Genomic DNA, 7771 nt, shown 5'->3' on the forward strand with positions numbered 1-7771 from the left:
AGACTTACACCGAAAGAAATTGGGTGGAAGTATTCTACCGAGAAGCCAAAGGATGGTTAGGGTTAAGGGAATACCAAGTCAGGGATAAACGAAGCTTACTTCGTCATTTTATCCTGGTGTTTTGTGCCTATACATTTATCCTGTGGCATAAGTTGACTGGGGGACTACAAAGGCGGTGGGCGAATCGACCTTTAAACACTTTTGTGGAAGCTTTAGAAGCTTTTCGGACAGCGATGTCTTTCCGTTTCTTTGAGTGGCTGACCGAGAATCGGGATGTGTTTGCCGCTTACAAAGCCAGTTTAGGCTTTATTTGGGCTTGAAATTTGTTTAAGTCCCACTAGACCCAAACTAACTTTTGCATCGGTGCAAGGTTGTCATTCATACCTTGATTCAGCAACGCCCACTTTTTCAGCAAACCCTAGGTACCGGTCGATTGAGCGTCAGACAAGTTTTAATTAATTCCTCTACTCCCAGGATTGGATAAATAGGGACTCCTAACTGATTAATCACAGTTTCTAGGGTTAAATCATCTAAAAATACCGCTTCCCCATGCTTGAGCATGAGGGAGGGTAATAAAACCCCATCCCCAAGATTTTTACCTTGTAATCCCTTAAGAATATCTTGCCCGGTTAATAAACCCGTAACCGTGATTTCCTGTCCCCAATAATCACTATTTAAAGCCACTAATTCCACGGTTAAACCCTGCACCTTATTTAACTGTTTAACTAGGGGTTGAAAAGCCTGTTCTACCGCATTTCCCACTACCCATATTAACCGTCTAGAGGGAGTAATTTGAGCAGGTAATAACTTCTTGGCTGTCTTCTGAAAATCCCTAATAAATTGACGAATTGAGCCAACTCCGTTACCGATTTGGGGATAGTCTTCGTAGTGAGATTGGGGTGGTAAATCGACTCGGGCAATTAAAAACCATTCATCAGCTAACCACACCACATTACTGCCAAATTCTTGACGAAATTGTTTCTGTAAAGTTTCGACCTGTTCAATCACTTCTCGCGCTTTTTCTTGGCTAACGGGAATTAATTCATCTTCTTGGGGACGAAAGCGAGTTAATCCCACGGGAACCACGGCAACCGACTCCACACAGGGAATATCCCCCCGATGAAAAGAAACTAAATCTAATAGGGTTCTTTCCAGATGAATTCCATCATTAATATTGGGACAAACTACCACTTGGGCATGAATTTGTAATTGTCTCGCTTGTAGCCATTTTAAATGGTCTAAAATTTGACCAGCGCGGGGATTTTTTAAGAGACGAATCCTCAGATCGGGTTCCGTGGCATGAACGGAGACAAAAAGCGGTGAGATGTGCATCTTTTCGATTCGCTGCCATTCTTTTGATGTGAGATTAGTTAAGGTTAAATAACTGCCATAGAGAAAACTTAGGCGATAGTCATCATCTTTATGGTATAAAGTTTCTCTTTTGCCCTCTGGTTGTTGATCGATAAAGCAAAAGGGACATTTATTATTACACTGAATTAAGCCATCAAAAAGGGCAGTTTCAAACTCTAAACCTAAGTCTTCATGATAATCTTTTTCGATGTCTATCCGGTGAGTTTTGCCCTGACTATCAAGCACTTCTAGGGTGAGAAATTCATCGGCACACAAAAATTGATAATCGATTAAGTCCCGGGGACGATTACCATTGATAGAGACGAGCGCATCCCCAATTTCAAAACCCACCTCAGCGGCGATCGAATCCGGGATGACACCAGTAATTTTAGCAGGACGAATAGTTAATTCACTCATATTTTTAGGTCGCCATTCAATTATTTAACTGCATTCTCAGAGAGTCTTTGGCTGCATCTCACTTTTGTCAAACTAATTCTACAGCAGCTTAGGGCGATCGCTCCATAAAACTGCTCCCAAATTGATCATGAGCGAAACATTAAAAGAATGTTAAAACCGTAAACGCTATGCCTAGGGGTTGACTTTTAGGGTTTTTGATCGTTCCTGTTTTCGTTAACTTTTCAATCCGTTCTAATCTATTCGCTGCCGTTAATCAGTACAGGTGTTCGCAGAAGGTGGAATCGATCGCGGGGTGTAGGGCATTAAGCTGCCCGCGCATTTAAATTGCTTATTGAGATGAGGCACTCTTGCAAGGGGCAACCCCGCAACCCCCCCCCGATGTCGGGGGGGTGGGGGGGGTGGGGGCAAGGGGGTGTAGGGCATTAACTTAATCCGGCTTTCGCAAAAATTTGTCCGGGGGTTAGGGTTAAATCGGGGAGGAGAATATCGCTCATCTCGTCATCGCCTTTTTTAATCGCCGGGGGCGCATCGGGATAGAAAATTGTGATCTGCTTGGCCCGGGAATCGACGATCCAGACGCGACTGACTCCCGCTTTTAGGTAGTCCACGGCTTTTTCGCTCAGGCTGCTGAAGGATTGTTCGGGAGAAATAATTTCGATGACTAATTCCGGGGGAACGGGACAAGCTTCATCGGTGAGGGTAATATCTCCTAACCTTTCCAAGGAAATGTAGAGGAGATCGGGAACGGGACACCAATCTCGATCGTTTTTGCTGAGAATGATCGCCCATTCGATTCCCACCTCTCCCCGTCCTTGATTCCAGCGATCGAGTACGAGAAATAAAGCACCGGTTAAACGAGAATGAAAGAATTTCGGTGACATTTTTGCGATCGCTTCTCCAGCGACTAATTCATAGGTAATATCGCCATCGGCATCGGTTAGCGAGAGAAATTCCGGTAAAGTGAGGGATTTAGAAGAGATAAGAGTCATGGTCAATTTTCAACCGAAGCAATAGGAAAATCGAGCGGGAATTTTCAGATCGGGGCGATTGCTTATTAGCTAATCTTCCCCGGGCATTCGTAGCAGCCACGGATTAAACTAACGGGAGGCCTATTGATCATGTCGTAGCCAATCACCTGATGGGTAAACATAAATCTCAGATTATGACCCTCTCAAAGCATACACGAACCAGTTAATCTGTTGCCAATCTTTTAGCTCTTTCTCTTGATTTATTTGACTTGTCAATCTAATATAGCGCGTGGAAAGAACCACAAAGACACAAAGGACAAAAAGATCGATCGCTCCTATGGCTGAATTTGTTTCCATTGCTGACGACCAACCACCGCCTTCGTTAACAACTGGAACAATTGACTCAATATCCTGTATAGTCAACCATGTAGCGATTGTCATCCTGACCTATGACCACTCTCCCCCCTGTTAATGCCGCTAGTGACATAGAAAATCGTAAAGCCGAACATTTGCGAGTTTGTCTGGAAGAAGACGTAGAATTTAGGAAAATTAGCAGCGGATTAGAGAAATATCGCTTTAATCACTGCTGTTTGCCAGAACTAGACCGCAGTGATCTTAATATCGGTACTAGCTTTTTAGGCAAAAGCCTCGGCGCCCCTCTATTGATTTCTTCGATGACGGGGGGAACTACCTTAGCCCATCTAGTCAATACTCGACTGGCAACCGTCGCCCAACGTTACCGTTTAGCTATGGGGGTTGGGTCCCAACGTATCGCCCTCGAACAGCCGGAATTAGCCGCCACTTTTTCCGTTCGCCATCTCGCCCCCGATATCCTCCTTTTGGCTAATTTAGGGGCAGTGCAGTTAAATTATGGCTGTGGTGTGGAAGAATGCCTGAAATTAGTCGATTTATTGGAGGCTGATGCCCTGATTCTTCATCTTAATCCCCTGCAAGAATGGGTACAATCGGGAGGCGATAAAAATTTTCGAGGAATCCTTGACAAAATCGCCCTTGTCTGCTCTAAATTGCCCGTTCCTGTGGTGGCTAAGGAAGTGGGTAACGGCATCTCCGGGGCAATGGCTAAAAAGTTAATAGAGGCGGGGGTGGCGGCGATTGATGTGGCGGGGGCTGGCGGCACTTCTTGGGCAAAGGTGGAAAGTCAAAGGGCAAAAGATAAAAAACAGCGTCATTTAGGTCAAGTTTTTGCCGATTGGGGTTTACCCACCGCCGATTGTATTACCTCCATCCGGGCGATTAATTCTACTATTCCTCTCATCGCTTCCGGGGGTTTGAAAAATGGGGTCGATATTGGCAAAGCTATCGCTTTAGGGGCGGATTTAGGCGGTTTAGCCCGGCCTTTTCTCACCGCAGCTGTGGCATCGGAGGCGGCGGTAGATGAGTTGGTGACTTTTTTAATTGCTGAATTAGAAATTGCTTTATTCTGTACGGGTAATGCTAATTTATCAGCCTTAAAAAATTCCAGTGCTTTAAGCTTGGGAAATTAATTTTGCCCGACTACTTAGGGAGAATTTTTTGAAAATCTCTTTGAATAATGGCAAAATTTTTGTCAGTTAAAAGCGGCACATGAACGAATAAAGCCCTCGGATGATGTTTTAAGACTTGAAAATATAATTCTTCGCAGACAAACTGACCGGCATTATCGCTGATATAACTATAGTCAAGGTTTTTAATTAAATCTGACAAGGGAATTGGTGTCAATAACTTTTTTGTGCTACTCCTAGCCTGAGATTCTAAACTTAAACGATAACGACTTTCTGCCATGCCACAACAAATAACTAAATCGGGTTTTTTGTCTTGAATAGCTTTGATAACTCGTTCACTAGCTCGATGGGTATTAACGGGAAGTTGACGCAAAAATAAAAGCTTTTTTGCATAATTATCTTGAATAGATACTAACAAATCATCGGAGGAATTACTCCGGTGATGACATAACCAAGGCGCAAAAGAAGTTAAGAGAATTGTCAAGTTATTTCCTGATAGTTAATTGGGATGATGGAGAAAAAAAGCGATCGAAGGGACAAAAATTGCTACACTAACTGACGTGACCTCAATTCAAGACGAGATTGATATCCTATGCAACGCCGTAAATTTTTGCTTATTAGTGGCAGTTTAGGCGGTTTTAGCTTGGCAGCTTGCGCTCATCAGATTTTACAGCCCGTTACTTCCAAAAATCCCCCTGAGTCTCCCGTTAAACAAGCACAAAAAGCGAAAAAAGTCAAGATAATTGTGATTAGTGACCTTAATAGTCAATACGGTTCCACTACTTACGATCCCGAAATCGATCGAGCTATCCCTTTAATTATCAATCATAAACCCGATCTGGTTCTCTGTGGTGGGGACATGGTGGCAGGACAAAAAAGCAGCTTGACAGAGGCAGCAATTAACGCCATGTGGTCAGCCTTTGATCGCCATATCGCTGCGCCCCTGCGAGCTGCTAAAATACCTTTTGCTTTTACCATCGGTAATCATGACGCTTCTGGAGCTTTATCCGCAGGAAAATTTATCTATGCTAAAGAGAGAAAATTAGCCCAAGATTATTGGCAAAATCCCCAACATGAGACAAGTTTAAATTTTATCGATAAAACCGGCTTTCCTTTTTATTATACTTTCACTCAAAATGGTATATTCTATCTAGTTTGGGATGCCTCCACTCATTTAATCTCTGGGGAACAACTAAATTGGGCGGCAAAAAACTTGAGTAGTACCGACGCTAAAAATGCTAAAATGCGGCTAGTAATCGGTCATTTACCCCTCTACGGTATTGCCGTGGGCAGAAATCGACCGGGGGATTATTTAGCCGATGCCGAGCAATTAAGAGCGTTTTTAGAAGGCTATCAGGTGCATACTTATATTAGTGGGCACGCTCACGCTTACTATCCGGGTAAACGGGGGCAATTACAATTATTACACTCAGGAGCTTTAGGCAGTGGACCGCGACGGTTATTGAACAGTGAACAAGCACCTAGAAAAACCCTAACAATTGTCGATATTAATCCCCATCAACAGGAAACAGTTTACACCACCTACGACATGAAAACCCAAGAGGCGATCGATATTACCAGTTTACCTCCTTTGATTATGGCTCCCAACGGGCAGGTTTTACGTCGAGATATTCCATCGGTTAACTAGAAAGGAATTCCCATCATGGCCACTGTCATCAGCACCGTTAATATGAAAGGAGGAGTAGGAAAAACTACCCTTACCGTCAACCTTGCCACCTGTTTAGCTAAATTTCAGCAAAAACGAGTCCTTGTCCTCGATTTAGACGCTCAAATCAGTGCGACTCTTAGCTTAATGTCTCCCCACGAATTCGCTCAACTGCGTCGCAAAAAACGCACTTTAAGCTATTTATTAGAAGCAATTATCAAACCCAATCCCTACAATAAATTAACTATTGATGATATTATTGTCCCTTCAGTATGTGAAATTAAAGGCTTAGATTTACTGCCAGGAGACATCGAACTTTATGATGAATATGTCGTCTCAGAAACCCTGCACCACCAAGCAATTTTACAGGAAGATTTAGGCTTTGATCATGCTTGGAATAACCTCGAAAGAATCTTAATTAAAAAAATCATTGATCCCATTCAAGACCGTTACGATTATATTATCATGGATTGCGCTCCAGGCTATAATCTTTTAACTCGTAGTGGTCTATGTAGCAGTCATTTTTATTTACTACCTGCCCGTCCCGAACCTTTATCAATTGTCGGCATTCAGCTATTAGAAAGAAGAATAGTTAAACTGAAAGCTAGTCATCAAGAAACCGCACCGATTAACCCCGGTTTACTCGGTATAGTTTTTATTCTTTCCGGTGGTGGTTTACTCAGTCGCTACTATAATCAAGTCATGCGCCGGGTACAACAGGATTTTCAAGCCCATCAAATTTTTGCTAATGCGATTCCTATGGATGTTAATGTAGCTAAAGCTGTGGATATGTTCGTGCCTGTGGTGGCAGCCATGCCCTCTTCTAGTGGTTCCAAAGCTTTTATGAAACTCACAGAAGAATTCTTGATGAAAGCCAAAAAATAGGAGATAATTACTATGGTCATTGAGTGGTTAGAATTTCAAGTTAAACCTGAAGCGAGGGAAAAATTTATCCAAAAAGATGAAGAAATTTGGACAAAGTTTTTAGCAAAACAACCTGGTTTTTTAGGTAAAGAAATTTGGATTAATCCCGCCATCGAGGAGGAATTAATTATCGTTGCCCATTGGCAAACGCAAGAACAGTGGAAAGCTATCTCCAAAAATTTACTTGATGAGACCGAAGCCAAATTTTCCCTAGCCATGGGAAAAGATAATTATCAATTACTCAAAGTCAAGGAATTTCAAGTCAGAAAATTCCGAGAAAATTGTCAGAACCATTTAGGATCTATGCAGCCCGGATAAAAAATCAATTCATCTTTTTGTCCCTGGTCAACCTAGCCAAACTTGTCCTGAGGGGCTAAAGTGTGCTATAAGCAGTCAGACCCTTTATATGGTCTTTATTCTTTCCGATTAGGTAAATTACTGATGACTCAACCGAAACGCGCCCTAATTACCGGCATCACTGGTCAAGATGGTTCCTATCTGAGCGAATTATTATTAGAAAAAGGCTATGAAGTCCACGGTATCATCCGTCGTACTTCAACTTTTAACACCGATCGCATCGATCATATCTACATTGACCCCCACCAGCCGGATGCTAAATTATTTCTTCATTATGGCGACCTCACCGACGGGACGACCCTGCGGCGTATCCTCGAACAAGTGCAACCGGTAGAAGTGTATAATTTAGGCGCACAATCCCATGTGCGAGTTAGTTTTGATGCCCCAGAATACACCGTTGATGCTGTGGGGGTGGGAGTTTTAAGATTACTAGAAGCAATTCGGGATTACCAAAAAAGAACCGGCATCGAAGTCCGTTTCTATCAAGCAGGTTCCTCGGAAATGTTCGGGAAAGTCATGGAAGTTCCCCAAAAAGAAACCACGCCATTTTATCCCCGCAGTCCCTACGCTTGTGCGAAAGTTTACGG

At 43.0% G+C, this 7771-nt stretch carries 9 protein-coding genes and 1 pseudogene; 6 read left to right on the forward strand and 4 right to left on the reverse strand.

The features are described 5' to 3' along the window. A pseudogene (locus tag H6F92_RS11135) lies at positions 1 to 320 on the forward strand (IS701 family transposase); the annotation flags it as partial. An 88-nt stretch (positions 321 to 408) separates the two neighbouring features. On the opposite strand, the gene H6F92_RS11140 reads toward H6F92_RS11135, so the two are convergent. The 3 genes from H6F92_RS11140 to H6F92_RS11150 form a co-directional block, all read right to left on the reverse strand. Further along, positions 409 to 1767 carry a TIGR03279 family radical SAM protein gene (locus tag H6F92_RS11140; RefSeq protein ID WP_190357883.1) on the reverse strand — a complete coding sequence of 453 codons (1359 nt, stop codon included), beginning with the start codon at positions 1765 to 1767 and terminating at the stop codon, positions 409 to 411. Between the two features lie 422 nt (positions 1768 to 2189). Continuing rightward, positions 2190 to 2756 carry a Uma2 family endonuclease gene (locus H6F92_RS11145; protein WP_190357884.1) on the reverse strand — a complete coding sequence of 189 codons (567 nt, stop codon included), beginning with the start codon at positions 2754 to 2756 and terminating at the stop codon, positions 2190 to 2192. Between the two features lie 171 nt (positions 2757 to 2927). Then, positions 2928 to 3176 (reverse strand): hypothetical protein, encoded by a 249-nt coding sequence (locus H6F92_RS11150; protein WP_190357885.1) that lies wholly within the window; start codon positions 3174 to 3176, stop codon positions 2928 to 2930. Positions 3177 to 3184: 8 nt separating this feature from the next. Between H6F92_RS11150 and fni the strand changes: the two genes are divergently transcribed. Then, positions 3185 to 4240 carry a type 2 isopentenyl-diphosphate Delta-isomerase gene (fni, locus tag H6F92_RS11155; RefSeq protein ID WP_190357886.1) on the forward strand — a complete coding sequence of 352 codons (1056 nt, stop codon included), beginning with the start codon at positions 3185 to 3187 and terminating at the stop codon, positions 4238 to 4240. 10 nt (positions 4241 to 4250) lie between these two features. Here the strand turns inward: fni and H6F92_RS11160 are convergent, their stop codons facing one another. Then, positions 4251 to 4721 (reverse strand): pyroglutamyl-peptidase I family protein, encoded by a 471-nt coding sequence (locus H6F92_RS11160; RefSeq protein ID WP_190357887.1) that lies wholly within the window; start codon positions 4719 to 4721, stop codon positions 4251 to 4253. 108 nt (positions 4722 to 4829) lie between these two features. On the opposite strand from H6F92_RS11160, the gene H6F92_RS11165 reads away from it, so the two are divergent. From H6F92_RS11165 to H6F92_RS11180, 4 genes are all read left to right on the forward strand, one after another. Beyond that, positions 4830 to 5885: a metallophosphoesterase family protein gene (locus tag H6F92_RS11165; RefSeq protein ID WP_190357888.1), complete on the forward strand. Its 1056-nt coding sequence runs from the start codon at positions 4830 to 4832 to the stop codon at positions 5883 to 5885. A 15-nt stretch (positions 5886 to 5900) separates the two neighbouring features. Beyond that, complete coding sequence (locus H6F92_RS11170; protein WP_190357889.1) at positions 5901 to 6788, forward strand: ParA family protein; 888 nt, start codon at positions 5901 to 5903, stop codon at positions 6786 to 6788. Positions 6789 to 6800: 12 nt separating this feature from the next. After that, entirely contained in the window at positions 6801 to 7145 is a 345-nt protein-coding gene (locus H6F92_RS11175) for a TIGR03792 family protein (RefSeq protein WP_190357890.1), read from the forward strand. Positions 7146 to 7268: 123 nt separating this feature from the next. Beyond that, positions 7269 to 7771, forward strand: a 503-nt coding sequence (locus H6F92_RS11180) for a GDP-mannose 4,6-dehydratase (RefSeq protein ID WP_190357891.1), incomplete at its 3' end; no start/stop codon positions are given.

It is taken from the genome of Microcystis wesenbergii FACHB-1317, from assembly GCF_014696875.1.
In the GTDB taxonomy this organism is placed as follows: Bacteria; Cyanobacteriota; Cyanobacteriia; order Cyanobacteriales; family Microcystaceae; genus Microcystis; species Microcystis wesenbergii_A.

What these genes read in the sequence shown, in the direction of transcription:
- H6F92_RS11140 (WP_190357883.1), bottom strand. Translation starts at nt 1,767, where the DNA reads ATGAGTGAATTAACTATTCGTCCTGCTAAAATTACTGGTGTCATCCCG.
- H6F92_RS11145 (WP_190357884.1), bottom strand. Translation starts at nt 2,756, where the DNA reads ATGACTCTTATCTCTTCTAAATCCCTCACTTTACCGGAATTTCTCTCG.
- H6F92_RS11150 (WP_190357885.1), bottom strand. Translation starts at nt 3,176, where the DNA reads ATGACAATCGCTACATGGTTGACTATACAGGATATTGAGTCAATTGTT.
- fni (WP_190357886.1), top strand. Translation starts at nt 3,185, where the DNA reads ATGACCACTCTCCCCCCTGTTAATGCCGCTAGTGACATAGAAAATCGT.
- H6F92_RS11165 (WP_190357888.1), top strand. Translation starts at nt 4,830, where the DNA reads ATGCAACGCCGTAAATTTTTGCTTATTAGTGGCAGTTTAGGCGGTTTT.
- H6F92_RS11170 (WP_190357889.1), top strand. Translation starts at nt 5,901, where the DNA reads ATGGCCACTGTCATCAGCACCGTTAATATGAAAGGAGGAGTAGGAAAA.
- H6F92_RS11175 (WP_190357890.1), top strand. Translation starts at nt 6,801, where the DNA reads ATGGTCATTGAGTGGTTAGAATTTCAAGTTAAACCTGAAGCGAGGGAA.